Annotated in this window: 13 protein-coding genes; 9 read left to right on the top strand and 4 right to left on the bottom strand. The window is 51.2% G+C overall.

Annotated elements, in window-relative coordinates:
• Positions 1-23 precede the first annotated feature (23 nt).
• Both IPM52_03985 and IPM52_03980 read right to left on the bottom strand, forming a co-directional pair.
• A complete protein-coding gene (locus IPM52_03985) occupies positions 24-1433 on the bottom strand; it encodes a hypothetical protein (protein MBK9290775.1) in 1410 nt (469 codons plus the stop codon).
• Positions 1434-1471: 38 nt separating this feature from the next.
• A complete protein-coding gene (locus IPM52_03980) occupies positions 1472-2179 on the bottom strand; it encodes a 3'-5' exonuclease (GenBank protein MBK9290774.1) in 708 nt (235 codons plus the stop codon).
• 49 nt (positions 2180-2228) lie between these two features.
• Between IPM52_03980 and IPM52_03975 the strand changes: the two genes are divergently transcribed.
• The 9 genes from IPM52_03975 to gcvP all read left to right on the top strand — a co-directional run bounded on the left by IPM52_03975 (position 2229) and on the right by gcvP (position 13641).
• The gene (locus tag IPM52_03975; GenBank protein ID MBK9290773.1) at positions 2229-3506 is read left to right on the top strand and encodes a hypothetical protein; all 1278 of its coding nucleotides are present in this window, start codon (positions 2229-2231) and stop codon (positions 3504-3506) included.
• A 4-nt stretch (positions 3507-3510) separates the two neighbouring features.
• Positions 3511-4182 carry a tRNA (5-methylaminomethyl-2-thiouridine)(34)-methyltransferase MnmD gene (gene mnmD / locus IPM52_03970; protein MBK9290772.1) on the top strand — a complete coding sequence of 224 codons (672 nt, stop codon included), beginning with the start codon at positions 3511-3513 and terminating at the stop codon, positions 4180-4182.
• A gap of 194 nt (positions 4183-4376) precedes the next feature.
• Positions 4377-6191, top strand: a complete 1815-nt coding sequence (locus tag IPM52_03965) for an NAD(P)H-dependent oxidoreductase subunit E (GenBank protein ID MBK9290771.1) — start codon at positions 4377-4379, stop codon at positions 6189-6191.
• 11 nt (positions 6192-6202) lie between these two features.
• On the top strand, positions 6203-6898 hold the full coding sequence (locus IPM52_03960) for a (2Fe-2S)-binding protein (protein ID MBK9290770.1): 696 nt from the start codon (positions 6203-6205) through the stop codon (positions 6896-6898).
• 24 nt (positions 6899-6922) lie between these two features.
• Positions 6923-7471, top strand: a complete 549-nt coding sequence (locus tag IPM52_03955; GenBank protein ID MBK9290769.1) for an NADP oxidoreductase — start codon at positions 6923-6925, stop codon at positions 7469-7471.
• An 80-nt stretch (positions 7472-7551) separates the two neighbouring features.
• Complete coding sequence (locus IPM52_03950; protein MBK9290768.1) at positions 7552-8940, top strand: Ni/Fe hydrogenase subunit alpha; 1389 nt, start codon at positions 7552-7554, stop codon at positions 8938-8940.
• Between the two features lie 8 nt (positions 8941-8948).
• The gene (locus tag IPM52_03945; protein MBK9290767.1) at positions 8949-9425 is read left to right on the top strand and encodes a hydrogenase maturation protease; all 477 of its coding nucleotides are present in this window, start codon (positions 8949-8951) and stop codon (positions 9423-9425) included.
• Between the two features lie 18 nt (positions 9426-9443).
• The gene (locus tag IPM52_03940; GenBank protein ID MBK9290766.1) at positions 9444-10421 is read left to right on the top strand and encodes a dihydroorotate dehydrogenase-like protein; all 978 of its coding nucleotides are present in this window, start codon (positions 9444-9446) and stop codon (positions 10419-10421) included.
• A gap of 325 nt (positions 10422-10746) precedes the next feature.
• Complete coding sequence (gene gcvP, locus IPM52_03935) at positions 10747-13641, top strand: aminomethyl-transferring glycine dehydrogenase (GenBank protein MBK9290765.1); 2895 nt, start codon at positions 10747-10749, stop codon at positions 13639-13641.
• A 99-nt stretch (positions 13642-13740) separates the two neighbouring features.
• On the opposite strand, the gene IPM52_03930 is transcribed toward gcvP, so the two are convergent.
• Both IPM52_03930 and IPM52_03925 read right to left on the bottom strand, forming a co-directional pair.
• Positions 13741-13947, bottom strand: coding sequence for a hypothetical protein (locus IPM52_03930; protein MBK9290764.1), 207 nt, complete (start codon positions 13945-13947; stop codon positions 13741-13743).
• 12 nt (positions 13948-13959) lie between these two features.
• The gene (locus IPM52_03925; protein MBK9290763.1) at positions 13960-15465 is read right to left on the bottom strand and encodes an NAD(P)/FAD-dependent oxidoreductase; all 1506 of its coding nucleotides are present in this window, start codon (positions 15463-15465) and stop codon (positions 13960-13962) included.
• Positions 15466-16016 lie beyond the last annotated feature (551 nt).

The following is a 16016-nucleotide window of genomic DNA, read 5'->3' as shown; positions in this document are numbered from 1 at the left end:
TGTAATACAGTGATATAAGGAAATCAGCCAAGTTGCGAAATGCTGGCCCAGACCTGCCTGATCGCCTGGGTGTACTGGTCTAATTTCCACAGCATTTTGCGTCCAGAATCTCCATCATTTGCCTGCAACAGGTCGTGTTTCAGCCAGTGTTCGGATGTAAGCTTCAGTCCGGTGAGTGCGCGCACAATCTGATCGAAAGGAAAATCAATTCCAAAACCGGGATGAAACAAGGGCAATTGACCAACCAGCTGCCGGATACCATAAACTTTGGCTTCCGGGCCGCTAATGTCAGCATGGGAACTGTTTTGCAGTACCTGCTCCACAACCTCCAGATCGTCGGTGATCACAAGGCTATGACCTTCAATGAGTTGACTGATCGCATCATGCGCTTCATCAAGCCCTTGCGCTGAAAGAGCAAAAATAGTGTGACCTCCGGCAACGTTCGACCAGCTCAGGGCGATAGGGATATGCTGATAGGGCCTGGTGCCCTCAATCGCAGGCACAGCTGGTTGCACACTGAGAATTTTTAGGTAGAGCGGCTGATCGCTCAGGCGTTTTATTGCCCTGATTTTTTCGCGAGCATCATCGGTGCATGTAAGTGTCTCCAGCTCAAATGCCTCTGCTTCGGCAGGATGAATGAGTGCATATTCGGGCAAGGCTTTGATGTCGTTGGGCGTGTATTGTTTGCGTGCAAAGAAACCAGAAGAGATTTCCAGAGGCAGACTTCTCATCTGCAGGAGGTTATGTTCTGGAACTGATTTCCAGCAATGGCCAAGGAAATCGCAGGGATAAGGATGGTGACAATGCGCACCGGGGGCAATATCGGGCGATTTGGCAAGCCCGAGGGTTTGTTTGGCCAGTTCCACAGCCCCGGAAGTTTCGGGCAGCATCTGCTCAAGCTCCGGCAACACTTCAACCGGCACAAAGAGTTCGTCAAGACGCAGCTCACCGTCGAAAACATACTCCGGATTGATATGAATCAGCTGAAAACTGCTGATATTTAGTTCGTTGCCTTTCAAAACGTAATATTGTAATGCGGCATCATTATAATATGTGGCACTTAATTTTCTGGAGCTTTTTACTTCGATAGCTTTCCATCTGTCGCCCTCGCGCACCAGAATGTCGAGCATGATGAGGACTTCGTTATGCGCAAATACTGCCTCGTAGATCACCTCCGCGCCATGGTTTTTAACCAGGCTGAGGGTTTCGTCGCGTTTGGTGGCATAGGCCGAGGGCGATTTCGGACTCATGTCGATGCCGCCCGGAAACAAATGGCGGGCAAGGACGCCGACATCGGTGCCGCGTTTGAACTTGGCCAGCTGTTCGGCACTGATCTTATCGCGCAGGAAGGGTCGTTTCACATGCAGATAAAGCGATTTCTGGCACTGAAGGCTTCGGATGTAGGTGGATTTCGACAGGCGATGGATTGCCATGGTGATTGGTTAAAGTAATGACTATCAGCAATGTATTTTCAATCAGCAAGTACAATTTGCTCCTCACGAAGCAGCGGCAGGTTCATATACCGGCGAAGCAGCTGGGCAACGGCCAGCACGTCTTTCTGGCAATAGTGCCTGATGCGTTCGAGGTCGCGATCGTGCCAGAATACTTTCCCAACCATGCTGCCATCTATGTCATCCTTGGGTGTCGGAATATTGAAAATGGCGGTGAGCAGCTCGAGCGAGGTATAGCTTTTATAATCACCGAATTTCCACAGCTCCATGGTGTCGAGGTGGCGCACCTCCCAGGGTTTGCGGCCGGCTATGCGCAAGATGCCGGGGATTTCGATGCCATTCACCAGCATGCGTCGTGAAATATACGGGAAATCGAACTCCTTGCCGTTGTGTGCGCACAACAGGTGATCAGGTTCGTCGAAGTGCCTGTTGAGCATCTGGGCAAAACTGCTGAGGAGCTCAGCTTCGTTTTCGTCATAAAACGATTTGATCCTGAACTCATTACCATTGTGAAACCCAACTGAAATGACGATAATTTTTCCGAACTCGGCATAAATGCCGGCCCGCTGGTAAAGCTCGGCAGGACTCTGGTCGTCTTTCTGGCGGATGTGCATGGCTTTGCGGTCCCACAGCTTCTTCATTCTACCGTCCAGCTGATCGTAATCCGGAAAGGCAGGAACGGTTTCCACATCCAGAAATAGCACTTTGCTTAGGTTGATGTCAAGCATTCGCAAACAGGATTGATTAGCTTTGTAAAGGTAACCAAAGAGCAAAATTTTGCGTCCGATTTTTTTTGTGCTTATTTTTTTTGTGTTGGCCACGGCCTGCCGGAGAGCGCATGTTGAGGATTTTCCACTGATTGATATTTTGGAACCTGCGCCGGGTGTCCAGATTCAGAACGACACCTTATACTACAGCTTGAATGTTACTCCCTCCAGCTATGGCATGCTCAAAATCAGTCTGGTCAATGCGGATGGGGTGAGTCTGGTCAGTCCGCAGGTATTTCAGCTGGCGGATTCCGCCCTTGTGCAGGGATATTTTCTGCTCGAGGGTCTCGATTATGCGGGGAGTGCCACGTTTGTGGTCCTCTGGGATCGTTCGGGGAGGCAGGTGAAAAAGTCTGTGAGGATCTTGCTGACCGCAAAGCCTGCGCCTGCAGAAGCTTTTTTGCTTTTCAATTCAGGCACTGCCGGCATGCGCATGATGCATTTGCTGGCCGACGGCAGGGTGATTGCTGAAAGCGAGTTTGCTGCCCTGGCCTGCCGGCAGGCAAGCTGGTCCGAAAGCGCACAAACCGCTGCTATTTTGCAGCCTGACGGCCGGAAACTGCTGGCAATCAAGTGGCCCTTCTCCGAAATATCCTACACTTTGCAGGCGTCCCAGCTTCCGCATGAAATTGCTTTTACGGTTGCTGATGGCGCCAGATTCTGGATTGCAGAGAAAAGCGGACAAATCAAGGCAGTGCGGGCCTCCGACGGGCATATGCTGATTTCCATTACGGGCAATCCCGACAGCCTGCCCTATGCCCTGGCAAACAACAACCAATTTACAGCTGTGGCCTTTCGTTCAGGTGGCAACAAGCATACGGTCAGGGTTTTTTATCGCCAAACGGGTGCACTGCACTCCATCTGGCCAATGGGCGGAAAGATGGTTGATTTTCGCTGGAAGGGGAACGACAAATTGCTCGCTGCCATTCGAAAGCCTGAGGCAATTGAGGTTTATGAGCTATCGGCCGATCCACCCTCGATGAGGCTCCTCCGGAATGTTCCGTCCGTTACATCAGATACTTTGATCTTCTGGTATGATGGATATTTTCTGAAGCGCTCAGGTTTCAGTCTTTTAAAATACTCACCCGGCGGCACGGTCGAATGGTCAATAAATATGCCTGGTTTTCCGGATGTTGTGGCTGTTTTGCCCGATGCCGTGTGGGTGCGCGTGCAAAGCAACCTGATCAGAATTTCCCGAAGCGGACAGTGGTCAGCTGTGTTGGTCCTGCCCGAAAATGCTTTTACCGGCTTGTTTTACAGCACTATTTATGCGCCTGTCAGAATTTGAATCAATGGACACTTTTCAACTGTATCGAACTGCCGATGGCAGCATGACCGTCTTTCACCCGCAGCTGGGCGAACATTACCATTCCACCACCGGAGCAATGGGCGAATCGTTGCATGTGTTCATCAAAAACGGTTTGGAGCCGGCATTGCAAAAATTCTCAGGAACCATCCATGTGCTTGAATATGGTTTCGGCACAGGTTTAAATGCCTTGCTTACATCGGTTTATGGAGAAAATTCACAGATTGCATACACCGGAATTGAAAAGTTTCCGCTTATTCCTGAGCTCTGGGAAAAACTCGACTATGCCCGTTTTCTAAAGCCGGACGCCGGTGAGCGCTACTTTCGCATCATGTCGGCAGCCTGGAACAAGGAGGAGAAAATCACGGAAAGTTTTTTCCTCACCAAGCTGGAAGCCGATTTCAGGACCTTTGTGCCGGAGGCCGGCCGGTTTCAGTTGGTCTATTTTGATGCCTTCAGTGCGGCTGTGCAGCCTGAGCTCTGGACATGTGATATTTTTTCGGCCATTTATCATGCTTTGTGCAAAGGTGGATTGCTGGTCACATACAGCGCAAAAGGCAGCGTAAAACAGGCATTGCGCCAGGTTGGCTTCACCCTCGAACGTCTTCCGGGTTTTGGGGGAAAACGGCATATGCTCCGTGCAATAAAGAGTAGCTAAAATACATTCCCTCAGCGATTTATGAGTTTGAAAGCACAGGCCTTTCAATGAAACCCCCTGCAAGAATCTAATTTAAACACATTCTAAATTTCATTCTGCTGTTGTGCAGCTGAGATTTGCTTGTACATTTGTTGTGAATCGATTAACAACAAAGCTTAAGTCGTTCATTTTAACCAACAAACACTACTCACTGCATGGAAAACATCGCAAAACTCATTGCGTGGAAGTATGGCAACGACCGCACACGCCTGATGGACATGCTGATCGAGATCCAGGAAACGGAGGGTTACATCAGCAAAGCCAACGCACGCGAGTTGGCTGCGCTTCTGGGTACCTCTTTGGCTGATATCGAGCAGACCATCAGTTTTTACCATTTTCTGAGTATGAAGCCAAGGGGAAAGTATTCCATCTACCTGAACAACAGTGTTGTAGCCAACATGTTCGGGCGTCAGGCTATTCGGGATGCTTTTGAAAAGGCGGCCGGCATTCGCTTTGGCGAGGTAACTCCCGACGGTTTGATCGGGCTGTTCGACACGGCCTGCATCGGCATGAGCGACCAGGAGCCGGCGGCCATCATCAACAACAAGGTGTTTACCAGGCTTACCCCTTTCAGGGCCAAAGAGATTATAAGGTACATCCGCGAAGGCCGCTCGCTCAACGAACTGGTGCACGAAGGGTTTGGCGATGGCAAAAACCAGGATCCCCGGCTCCGGGCGATGGTTTCGAGCAACATTCGCCGCAAAGGCATGGTGCTTTCGGACAACTACCACTATGGCAAGGTGTTGCGCGAGAAGCTGACCGTGATGTCGCCCGAGGCTGTCATTGCCGAGGTGAAACATAGTCACCTGCGGGGCAGGGGAGGGGCAGGCTTCCCCACCGGTTTCAAGTGGGAGTTTTGCCGCCGGGCCAAAGGAGATAAACATTATGTGGTATGCAATGCCGACGAAGGCGAACCGGGCACTTTCAAAGACAGGGTTATCCTGACCGAAAAGCCCGAACTTGTGTTCGAAGGCATGACCGTAGCCGGATATGCCATCGGAGGCGACCAGGGCATCCTCTATCTGCGTTATGAGTACCGCTACATGAAGGATTATCTGGAAGGCGTGTTGCAAAACATGCGCAACGAAGGCCTGCTGGGCAAAAACATCTGCGGTATTGAAGGCTTCAACTTTGATATCCGCATCCAATATGGTGCAGGCGCTTATGTGTGCGGCGAGGAATCGGCCTTGCTTGAGTCGCTCGAAGGTAAACGTGGCGAGCCACGCGACAAACCACCTTTCCCGGTCGAAAAGGGCTATCTCGATCAGCCTACTATAATAAACAATGTGGAAACCTTTGCCACGGTGGTGCGCATCATCGAAAACGGAGGCGAATGGTTTACCCAATTTGGAACCGACGACTCCACGGGAACGAAAATTCTCAGCATATCCGGCGATTGCATGTTCCCCGGGGTGTACGAGGTCAACTGGGGGTTCAACGTAGCCGATATGCTCGACATGGTTGGTGCCTACGATGTGCAGGCAGTGCAGGTGGGCGGGCCTTCGGGTACACTCATCGGTCCTGATGAGTTTTATCGTACCCTCGGCTACAGCGACCTTTCTACAGGCGGCTCGATGATCATCTTCGGCAAGCAGCGCAATCTGCTCCGCGATGTGGTGCTCAATTTCATGGAATTCTTCATCGACGAGTCATGCGGGTCGTGTTCCACCTGCCGCAACATGCCGCAGGTAATGCGCAACAAGTTGCTCAAGATCCTAAACGGACGGGGCGTGAAAAAAGACCTGGATGAATTGCGTGAGTGGGGTAAAGTGCTTCAGGCCAGTCGTTGCGGATTAGGCCAGACAGCGGGCAACCCCATCATTTCGAGCCTGAAAAACTTCCCTCATCTGTACGAACAATTGCTGCAGAAAGACAAAGACTTCGACCAGGGTTTCGACCTCGAAGCTTCGGTTAAGGCTGCCAATGCTTACGTGGGCCGTAAGGCCGTGTTTCACCATCACGAACATTAAACACAGCACCCATGAGCGAACTGATCAAATTTAAAATCGACGGCACAGAATGCATGGCCGAAAGCGGTACTTATATTGTTGAGGCTGCAAGGCAAAACGGGATTTATATCCCCACCCTGTGCAATATGCCCGGCGTCAAACCCAAAGGGGCATGCCGCATCTGCACGGTGCGCATCAACGGTCGGCTTATGACTTCGTGTACCACACCCGTAACCATGGGCATGGAAATTGAAAGCAACACAGAGCAAATCAATGAGTTGCGAAAAAGTATCGTGGAACTGCTGTTTGTGAGTGGCAACCATTTCTGCCCCGCATGCGAAAAAAGCGGAAACTGCGAACTGCAGGCGCTTGGCTACTACTATCAGATGATGGTGCCGCGGTTCCCCTACGACTTCCCGCAGAAAGGTGTCGATGCCTCTTCGCCTTATATCATCAAAGACCAGAACCGTTGCATCATGTGCAAACGTTGCATCAAAGCCATACGCGACGATCAGGGACGCCCGCTCTTTGCTTTCCGCAACCGGGGAAACCACCTGGAAGTGGTGCTCGACGAGGATCTGGGCAAGCAGATGACCCCTGAGCTGGCCGAAGCCGCCATGAATGCCTGCCCAGTAGGCTCAATCCTGGTAAAAGAAAAAGGCTTCGTTCAACCCATCGGCCAGCGAAAATTCGATCATAAACCCATCGGCAGCGATGTGGCCGTTTAACCAAAACCGGAGGAGGAAACTAAAATGAGTAAACCAGTAATCGCAACTACTTCATTGGCAGGATGTTTTGGCTGCCATATGTCCATACTCGATATTGACGAACGCATATTGCAGCTCATCGAGCTGGTCGAATTTAACAAATCGCCGGTCGACGATATCAAGACCTTCACCAAGCCGGTGGACATCGGCATCATCGAAGGAGGCTGTTGCAACAGCGAAAACGTGGAGGTGCTGCGTTCGTTTCGCAAAAACTGCAAGATTCTGATCTCGCTGGGCGAATGTGCCATCATGGGCGGACTGCCTGCCATGCGGAACGGCATCCCGGTGGAGGAGTGCATCGAGGAAGCCTACCTGAACGGGCCGACTGTGCAGCTCAACAAAGAACGCATCCTGCCCAACGATGATGAGCTGCCAATGCTGCTCGACCGGGTGTATCCCTGCCACGAGATCGTCAAGATTGACTATTTCCTGCCGGGCTGCCCGCCACGAGCCGACCTGATATGGGAAGCGCTAGTGGCCCTGATCACCGGCAATCCGCTCAAATTGCCCTATGAAGTTGTAAAGTTTGACTAAAACACCTGCAAAGCCATGTCAAAAAGATCACCATAGAACCGGTAACCCGCGTGGAAGGCCACGGCAAGGTTACCATCCTGATGGACGATAAGCTGAATGTTACCCAGAGTCGTCTGCATATTGTCGAATTTCGTGGATTTGAGCGTTTTGTGCAAGGACGTCCTTACTGGGAAGCCCCGGTGCTGGTGCAGCGCCTGTGCGGCATTTGCCCGGTGAGCCACCACCTTGCAGCAGCCAAGGCCCTCGATGTGATTGTGGGAGCCGGCACCGGCAAAGGACTCACGCCTACAGGCGAAAAAATGCGCAGGCTGATGCACTACGGTCAATTCTTCCAGTCGCACGCCCTGCATTTCTTCCACCTGAGCGCACCCGACTTTCTTTTCGGTATCGACGGCGACCCGGCCATACGCAACATCATCGGCATTGCACTGACCAACCCTTCGCTGGCCGTGCAGGGGGTGATGATGCGCAAATTCGGACAGGAAATCATCCGCGCCACCGCCGGTAAAAAGATTCACGGCACCGGCGCAATTCCGGGAGGTATCAACAAAAGCCTCAGCCAGGCCGAGGTGGACGAATTTCTCAAAGGCCCCGACCCGCTGAATGCCGACAAAATGGTAGCCTGGGCACAGGAAGCCCTCGACTTTTTCAAGAGCTACTACAAAGCCAACAAAGACTTCATCGACGGCTTTGCCTATTTCCCCAGCAATCACCTGAGCCTGGTGCGCGACGACGGCGCCCTCGACCTCTATCACGGTCGCCTGAGGGCCGTGGATGCAGAAGGCAATCGTATCCTAAATGATATTGATTACCAGGAATATACAAACTATATCGAAGAAGAAGTCCGGAGCTGGAGCTATATGAAGTTCCCCTACCTGAAACACCTTGGCAAGGAAAAGGGCTGGTACAGGGTAGGACCGCTGGCAAGGCTCAACACCTGCGATTTCATTCCATCGCCCCTGGCACAGGCCGAATTCGAGCAGTACAAAGCCCTCACCGGCGGTAAGCCAAACAATCACTGCCTGCATATGCACTATGCCCGCCTGATCGAGACCCTGCATGCCGCCGAAGTGATCCGCGACCTGCTTCACGATCCCGATATCATGGGAACTGATCTGGTGACCAAGGGCACCAAGCAAAACGAGGGCGTTGGCTTGATTGAGGCCCCGCGTGGCACCTTGTTCCATCACTACCGCATCAATGAGCAGGATCAGATTGTGATGGCCAACCTCATCGTTTCGACCACCAACAACAATGAGCCCATGAACCGCTCGGTCAATCAGGTGGCTAAAAAAATGATGAATGGCAAGGAGGTAATCACCGAAGGAATGATGAACGCAGTGGAGGTGGCCATACGTGCGTACGACCCCTGCCTGAGCTGCGCCACCCATGCATTGGGCAAAATGCCTCTGGAAATCACTTTGCTCAATGAGCGCAACGAGTTGATTGACCGTAAGATGAAACAATAATCAGGAAGATGTCGAAAATCCTGGTGTATGGATACGGCAATCCCGGCCGGCAGGACGATGGCCTGGGTGCAGCCCTTGTGCAACAACTTGAACAGTGGCTCGCCACCCAAACCGGACTTGAGGTGGACACCGATTGCAACTACCAGCTCAATATCGAAGATGCAGCTGCCATTGCCGGGCGCGAGCTGGTGATTTTCGTGGATGCAACCCTGGACGAGGCAGTGGACGATTTTCGTTTCACTGAGGTCAACCCGTCCGATGCCCGGGTGGAGTTTACCATGCACGCCGTTTCGCCCGCCTTTGTGCTCGACCTCTGTCAAAAGATCAACGGCAACAGACCGAAGGCTATGTTGCTGCAAATCAGAGGGTACAACTGGGATTTTGAAGAGCGCCTGTCGGAAGATGCCCGGCATAACCTCAGCCTGGCACTCGATTTCCTGCAAAATTTTCTCCTTAAAACGAAGAACGAAGTTACCGTAAACTGAAAATTTAAAGCCTACAATATGGATCTCTCAACAACCTATCTCGGATTACAATTAAAGAACCCGCTGGTGGTAAGCAGCAGCAAGCTCACAGGCAACCTGAAAAACATAAAGGAGTGCCACAAGGCCGGGGCCGGAGCGGTGGTGCTCAAGTCGGTTTTCGAAGAACAAATCACTGCGCGTATTGCTGCAAAAACCCGCAAGCAGGATTTCTACTTCTGGTATCCCGAGGCTGAGGAATTTGTTACCAATATCTCCAAAGGTCCGGTGCTCGACGAATACCTCCGCCTGATCAGCGATGCACGAAAGGAAACCGATATTCCGGTAATTGCCAGCGTCAACTGCGTCAGCCCAAACGAGTGGGTGCATTTTGCTTCAAAAATTGAAGCGGCAGGCGCCCATGCGCTGGAGTTGAACATTGCACTTTTTCCGAACGACAGGCATTTGAGCAGCGAAGCTATCGAAGAAACATATGCCGCCATCGTGCGCGAGGTCAAAAAGCAGGTAAACATACCTGTTTCGGTCAAAATCGGACCTTTCTTCACCAATATGATGGCTATGGCATGGCGCCTGCAGGAGGCCGGAGCCGATGGACTGGTGCTCTTCAACAGGTTCTACAATCCTGATGTGGATATCGCCACGGCCAAAGTGGTTACAGATAACATCTTCTCGAGCCCCGACGAAAAATCTGTTTCCATGCGGTGGATTGCCTTGTTGCGTTCAAATAATTTCCCCGCCGATCTGGCAGCATCCACAGGTATTCACTATTCCATAGGTGTGGTGAAGCAACTTCTGGCCGGAGCCACAGTGACCCAGTTGTGCACTACCCTTTACCAGAACGGAATTACCTACCTGACCGACATTCGTGAGGGCGTAAAAGACTGGATGAAAATGAACGGATACAAATCTGTGGATGAATTCCGCGGAAAGGTGAGCCGCTACCCGGAAAACACCGCAGGCTTCGAGCGACTGCAGTATATGAAGAAAAATTTCGACTGACACCCGCCCATCGCGGCCCAACCAAATTAAACGACCGTCTGCTGCAAAGCGGACGGTTTTTTATTTTGGACTTTACTCCACCAAAAACCTGACATAAGTTAAAAACATCATGGATGACAAATATTTGATAAGGGCAGATTTTTTAAACCTTTCGTTTTGCCCCGATTCGACCTGTTGCGCAAATATCCCATGGGAACCCCTAATTTGTGAAAATATTAACAACAAATGTTGGTGCTTTACAAGCCAAGGCAGAACAATTTCTAACTTTGTGCTGTTTTTAGCAGTACAAAACACTTTTACCCAAACTACAAACGCCTGATCTGATATGCCTTCGAATGAATTTTTAAAAAGACACATCGGCCCCGACCCAAAAGATGTACAGATGATGCTTGCTTATCTCGGAATGGAAAGCATGGATCAGTTTCTTTACGAGGTGTTGCCCGACAATATTCGCCTGCCGCGTCCGCTTGATCTGCCTGAGTGGATGAGCGAAAACGAATATCTGGCACACCTGCGGATGTTGGGCTCGAAAAACAAGCTTTTCAAGACCTACATTGGAATGGGTTATTACGGTACCATAACGCCCTCGGTGATTCAACGCAATGTGCTGGAGAATCCGGGCTGGTACACTGCATATACGCCCTATCAGGCCGAAATATCCCAAGGCAGGCTGGAGGCTCTGCTCAATTTCCAGACCATGGTGAGCGAACTCACGGCTATGCCGATTGCCAATGCTTCGTTGCTCGACGAAGCCACTGCAGCAGCCGAAGCCATGATCATGTTTTTTAATTCCCGCTCACGCCAACAGGTTAAGGCAGGTGCCAACCGGTTCTTTGTTTCCGACGGTGTGTTTCCCCAAACCCTGGATGTCATCCGTATGAGGGCTGAACCTCTTGGTATTGAGGTGCTTGTGGGTAGCTTTGCCGACGCCAGGGCCGACGAGACCTGGTTTGGTGCTTTGCTTCAGTATCCGGATCAATACGGACAGATTCACGACAACCGTGCGCTGGTGCAGCAGCTCAAGCAGCAGGGCGTGCAGGTGGCGGTGGCGGCAGATCTGTTGAGTCTGGTACTTATTACACCTCCCGGCGAATGGGGTGCCGATGTGGCCATCGGAAGTTCACAGCGCTTTGGCGTTCCGCTGGGCTATGGGGGGCCGCATGCCGCATTTTTTGCTACCACAGAGGCATACAAACGCAACATACCCGGCCGCATCATAGGTGTCTCGAAAGACAGCAAAGGACGTCCGGCCCTTCGCATGGCGCTGCAAACCCGCGAACAGCACATCAAGCGCGAGCGGGCCACCTCAAATATATGTACTGCCCAGGCCCTGCTGGCCATCATGGCCGGATTTTACGGCGCTTACCACGGTCCGGAAGGACTGCGCAACATTGCAGGACGCATCCACTCGCTGGCCGTCAGCCTGTCGCTTTCGATAGAAAAAGCCGGATACCGGCAGCTTAACACCCATTTCTTCGATACCCTCAAAGTGGCCATGCCCGAAGGTTTCAGCACCGCCACCCTGCGTGTGGCTGCCGAAGGCGCACGGATCAACTTCCGGTACATCGACGACAAACACTTTGGCATCAGCCTGGATGAGACCACCACGCCCGACGACCTGAAGATGATTGTACATGTATTGAGCAGCATCACCGGCCGGGCCATCACCGAAGGACCTAAATCGTTGGACGACAGCGCCTCGAGGCTCGAGGGCTTTGTCCGACAGTCCGATTTCATGACGCATCCGGTATTCAACTCCTACCATTCCGAAACCGACATGATGCGCTACATGAAGCGGCTCGAAAATCGCGACCTGGCCCTCAATCGCACCATGATACCGCTGGGCTCATGTACAATGAAGCTCAATGCTGCTTCAGAATTGTTTTCGCTCACCTGGCCTGAGTTTGCCAACCTTCATCCTTTTGTGCCTGCCGATCAGGCGGAGGGCTATGCCCAGCTGATCAGCGAACTGGAAAAAGCCTTGTGCGAGATCACCGGTTTCAGTGCAGTTTCGTTTATGCCCAACAGCGGCGCCAGCGGCGAATATACCGGGCTCCTGGTGATTCGTGCCTATCATCTGTCGCGCGGCGAAGGTCACCGCAATGTATGCCTCATTCCCAGCTCGGCACATGGCACCAATCCCGCAAGTGCGGTGATGGCTGGCATGGAAGTGGTTGTGGTTAAGTGCGATGCGCACGGCAATGTGGACCTCGACGACCTCCGTCAGAAGGCAGAGGCCAATTCCGACAGGCTTGCTGCTGTGATGGTTACTTACCCGTCCACACACGGCGTGTTCGAAAAAGGAATTACGGAGCTCATCGATATTGTGCATGCCCATGGCGGTCAGGTGTATATGGACGGAGCTAATATGAATGCCCAGGTTGGGCTCACCAGTCCCGGCTTCATCGGCGCTGACGTATGCCACCTGAATCTGCACAAAACCTTTGCTATACCTCACGGCGGAGGCGGCCCGGGTGTGGGTCCCATTGGTGTGGCTGCCCACCTGGCTCCTTTCCTGCCCGGCCATGCGCTGGTCAGCACCGGAGGCGAAAAGGCCATCCACGCGGTGTCGGCTGCACCCTTTGGCAGCGCACTAATTCTGCCAATAAGCTACGGATACATCAAAATGCTTGGTGGTGAATGGCTTACGTATGCTACCAAAATTGCCATCCTGAATGCCAATTACATGAAAGCCCGCCTGCAGCAGCACTATCCTATTCTTTATACCGGCAACAAAGGCACCGTTGCGCATGAGTTTATCCTCGATTGCAACCAGTTCAGCCGCACCGCCGACATTACTGTGGTTGACATTGCCAAGCGACTCATGGACTACGGATTTCATGCCCCAACGGTCGCTTTCCCCGTGCATGGAACGCTGATGGTGGAACCCACCGAAAGCGAACCATTGCGCGAGATTGAACGGTTTATCGAAGCCATGATTTCCATCCGGGCCGAGATTGCCGAAGTGGAAGATGGCAAAGCCGAAAAACACAATAATGTGGTGAGCAATGCACCCCACACCTTCGATATGGTCATCGCAGAGGAATGGAAGCTCCCATACAGCCGCCAGAAAGCTGTCGCACCGCTGCCTGCGGTTACTGCCGACAAATATTTCCCAGCAGTATCGCGCATCGACGATGCCTATGGCGACCGCAACCTGGTGTGCACCTGTCTGCCTTTGGAAGCATACACCCAACCCGAACCGGTGGAGCTCGTCTGATTCTCAGTCATTGAACGATAGAAAAAACGGCCTCGCCCTGAGGCCGTTTTTTTGTGTGTTACCTGCCAGGCTATTAGAACATGTTGCAACAAGATTGTTTCAGACGCCAAGTGCCTTGAGGGCTTCATAAACCAGGAAGGCGGGCCAAACGAAGGCTTTCAGTAAACCTAGTGCGCCGGCCCAGAAGGTTCCGGCTGTGCCGATGTAGTACACGGCGGCACCGATCAGACCAAGGCCATACACAGCGTCCGAACTGTGGGGTTTGCCGTAGGGCCTGTGCTTTTTTTCATTAGTGGTTTCATTCATGTCATACAAAATTTATTGGTGAGTAAAAGACCTGGATTTGCTTGCGAATGGAATGCGCTCTCTTTTGCAAATTTTCTGAATTGCCCATTTGCCTGTTTGAGCTGCTGGAGGTAATCCACCCCCAGGAAACAACCATTGTCCTGCCATCAGGAAGTTACTCAGACCAGGTAGGGTCATGTCGAGCGTTTTCATCATATTCTGACTGGTTGGAAAGAATCCTTCGTAGGCTCCTTTGCGCACACCAGTATAACGTACAGTGGTTCGGGGTGTTGCCACATCGCTTACCTCTATGTCCTCTGAAATGCCCGGATAATGACCCTCAAGCAATTGAACGGCATCAGCCAGGGTTTCGTCTTTCGCTTGCTTATAAGCTTCGTTATCAAGTCTTTCCCAAAGCTCCCAGGGGCTGTCGAATCGGAGGACAATGGTTGTTTTTCCCTCGGGGGCCATATTCGGGTCAAAAAAGTAGTTCATGAGGCTATAGCCGTGCGTAAGCGTTGTTATTCCGATCTTTTTACCAGGAGCTACCACATTGGTCACCGGAATGGCCTCCGAAAAAGACCGGTTGATACCAAACGACACCTGAACCATGGCAGGGAACAAGGGCCATTCTTTGTAGGCCTTTGCGGTTTTTTTGCTCAGATACTTACCTTCGAGCATTTCGTAAATGGTCGAATATCCATCGCAGGCTGCAATAATGTAATCGGCCTTCAACCTGGTGCCATCGTTTAAAACCACGCCTTTGGCGCAATTTTGCTCAACAATGATTTTGTTTACTTTTTTGCCAAAGCTGATGCCACCACCTTCTTTCAGGTAAGTTTTCAGCATACGTTGCGCAAGTGGATAAGAACCCCCAAGTATGTAGCCAGCGTTTTTCTGGTTGAACCACCCGAGCATAAAAATAAATACAAGGGCTGAAAAATCGCGCTCTCCGAAAGATTTATAAAGCGCATCCCGAAGCAAAGGATTTTTGAAATTCAGGCTGTCGAAATATGCTTTTCCTGATTTTCTGCCAAATCTTTGGATAATTCGTAAAACAGGCCATATTTTTATCAGGCTACGTAAGTAGTCCATGCCTGAGCGCAGTTCGGGCGGATCGCTGAAAGGTTCCAGGTATGCACTTTTTCGCATATCGTTGCACATGCGCCGGATAGCGATCGCATCCTCAGGTGCGATCTGCAGAAGGTATTGCTCCCACCTGCTGATGTCGGAATAGATGGTGAATTCTTTCCCGTCGGGCAAAATAATGTGCGAGTGAATCTCGTGGTCCACTACGACTGTATCATCGGTGAGTACACCGGTCTCTTTCCAGATGTCGTGAAATGCCCCTCCTGAGGTGCCGACCAGCCAGTGCAGGCAATAGTCAAAGCTGTAACCTTTACGTTTCCATGCCGTGCATTGCCCACCCGCCACAGTGTGCATTTCTATGATTTCGGTATCGAAGCCATTGCGGGCAGCATATATCCCTGCCGACAAACCCGCCACACCACCGCCAATGATCAACACTCTTTTTTGCATAAGTTTTTGCTTAAATGTAATGTTTTAAAGGACAATGGGTTTTAAATCGGGTCACATCTAAATGAAAAGTTAATATGCAGCGAATGCAAAGCGCATGCATTGCAGGCCGAATTTGCTTAATCAAGAGATAGTGACGATATGTTCTTAATAATCAGGAGGCTGGGTGCCGGAGTGAAAATTTGGGGAAGCATTAATGCTCAAATGAGCAGTTATCAAATGATTTTTTCTTCTTCACGTTGTTTAAGTTATTATTTCTAATTCTTAACCTTGACACAGTTTAGTAATCAGTCTCTTTTTCCGTAATCCTTCTTTGATCGGAAAAGTTTCATTAAAAAGAAATAGCCGACATTCGTTTTAACAATCAGTCAAGAAAGTATAGCAAAAATTGAAATCACCATCCGCGGCCCTGCCAACCTTCGCCAAAAAGCCCAAATCCTTTTTTCGCATGACAACAAATCAGAACTCCACCTGCAAATGCACCTACGTCAGGTTTAGTAGCAGCAAATTTTGTGGTTATTGATCTCGTCCGAAGGACGGGATGCTTAGAAATC

It is taken from the genome of Bacteroidota bacterium (assembly GCA_016715945.1).
Classification (GTDB): domain Bacteria; phylum Bacteroidota; class Bacteroidia; order Bacteroidales; family F082; genus JALNZU01.
This window is presented reverse-complemented; position numbering and strand designations above follow the sequence as displayed.

Excerpts from the sequence above, each read along its gene's own strand:
- mnmD (MBK9290772.1), top strand. The coding sequence starts at position 3,511 with ATGGACACTTTTCAACTGTATCGAACTGCCGATGGCAGCATGACCGTC.
- gcvP (MBK9290765.1), top strand. The coding sequence starts at position 10,747 with ATGCCTTCGAATGAATTTTTAAAAAGACACATCGGCCCCGACCCAAAA.
- IPM52_03985 (MBK9290775.1), bottom strand. The coding sequence starts at position 1,433 with ATGGCAATCCATCGCCTGTCGAAATCCACCTACATCCGAAGCCTTCAG.
- IPM52_03960 (MBK9290770.1), top strand. The coding sequence starts at position 6,203 with ATGAGCGAACTGATCAAATTTAAAATCGACGGCACAGAATGCATGGCC.
- IPM52_03965 (MBK9290771.1), top strand. The coding sequence starts at position 4,377 with ATGGAAAACATCGCAAAACTCATTGCGTGGAAGTATGGCAACGACCGC.
- IPM52_03930 (MBK9290764.1), bottom strand. The coding sequence starts at position 13,947 with ATGAATGAAACCACTAATGAAAAAAAGCACAGGCCCTACGGCAAACCC.
- IPM52_03925 (MBK9290763.1), bottom strand. The coding sequence starts at position 15,465 with ATGCAAAAAAGAGTGTTGATCATTGGCGGTGGTGTGGCGGGTTTGTCG.
- IPM52_03940 (MBK9290766.1), top strand. The coding sequence starts at position 9,444 with ATGGATCTCTCAACAACCTATCTCGGATTACAATTAAAGAACCCGCTG.
- IPM52_03950 (MBK9290768.1), top strand. The coding sequence starts at position 7,552 with ATGGACGATAAGCTGAATGTTACCCAGAGTCGTCTGCATATTGTCGAA.
- IPM52_03955 (MBK9290769.1), top strand. The coding sequence starts at position 6,923 with ATGAGTAAACCAGTAATCGCAACTACTTCATTGGCAGGATGTTTTGGC.
- IPM52_03980 (MBK9290774.1), bottom strand. The coding sequence starts at position 2,179 with ATGCTTGACATCAACCTAAGCAAAGTGCTATTTCTGGATGTGGAAACC.
- IPM52_03945 (MBK9290767.1), top strand. The coding sequence starts at position 8,949 with ATGTCGAAAATCCTGGTGTATGGATACGGCAATCCCGGCCGGCAGGAC.